Source organism: Vibrio sp. Vb0349 (assembly GCF_033338975.1).
In genome coordinates this window covers 1-1,051 of sequence record NZ_JAWOTS010000433.1, presented here as the reverse complement: position 1 = coordinate 1,051, position 1,051 = coordinate 1, and the positions used below count along the sequence as shown (strand labels likewise).

At 44.9% G+C, this 1,051-nt stretch carries 2 protein-coding genes; one reads left to right on the top strand and one right to left on the bottom strand.

The annotated features are described in order from the left end of the window. Nucleotides 1-61: 61 nt before the first annotated feature. Nucleotides 62-298, bottom strand: a complete 237-nt coding sequence (locus R7Q47_RS26400; protein ID WP_005464033.1) for a hypothetical protein — start codon at nucleotides 296-298, stop codon at nucleotides 62-64. Between the two features lie 208 nt (nucleotides 299-506). Here R7Q47_RS26400 and R7Q47_RS26395 point away from each other — a divergent pair. After that, on the top strand, nucleotides 507-1,051 hold a 545-nt coding region (locus tag R7Q47_RS26395; RefSeq protein ID WP_318090277.1), incomplete at its 3' end, for a LysR family transcriptional regulator.

Sequence of the window (1,051 nt, the reverse complement as noted above, 5' to 3'; positions counted from 1 at the left end):
AATCAACAAACAAAAATGCCGCGAATTCATCGCGGCATTTTCGTAATGACAACGTGACCGATTAATCGCGGCGGCCACGAAGTTCAATGGGTTGGGTAGATGCATCGGTTTGAATCATCACACCGCCGTACATCGCTTCATTACGGCCTTTCAACGTAAGTTGCGAGTTTGCGCGTTCAACATCCACTTGGTTCGTATTACTCATTGTCATGTCAATGGTACCTGTGTATGAGCCATCCGCCGCAAATGCCACATTCGCTGAGCAAACCATCAAGCCTAATGCGATTAGTTTTTTCATACATCACCTCTGTTATTGTCTGTACCTGTGTCGATGTAGAAACAGTATCAACGTAAAGGGGGCAAGACGAGGAAACTCCTGATTTACCAAATGGAAATCCCCTTTCTTCACTTCCGGATAGATGCCTCAATAAAATTGACCGTTTGATGTCTTTGGATGATCAGCTCAACGCTATGATGTGAAGCGAGCCGAATTGTTGGAGTAAAGAATGGCGATTAATCTGGATATTCAAAACATTCTTGTGCTGAAGCGCATGTATGAGCTGCGCAATGTTCGGTTAGTCGCAGAGTCGTTAGGAAAAACATCCGGAGCCATCAGTAAAAACCTCACCAAGATGAAAACCCAGTTCGATGATCCTCTGTTTGTGCAAACGAAACATGGCTTTGAGCCGACGACGTTTGTCGAAACAAACATGGCACACTTCGAACAGATTCTGATGAGTGTGGACTCCATTAAGCCGCAAAACTTTTCCCCAGAGACCTTTGATGGGCAACTGTCGATTTATGCCAACACGCTATTTTGGGATTACTTCGGCGATGAGCTTTACTTGAGCCTGCTAAAACAAGCACCTCGAGCCAAATTTTCGTTTCTGCGCTGGGGAAACGAAGCTAAAAACCGTTTAATAGATGGTGAAAATGCGGTCGCAATCCACTACTTTGATGAGGACTTACCTCAATCGGTCGCACAAAAAGAGTTGGGAAAAGGAAAGGCCGTCTTTTTTGTTCGCAAAGAGCATCCAGCGCAAGATTTTGA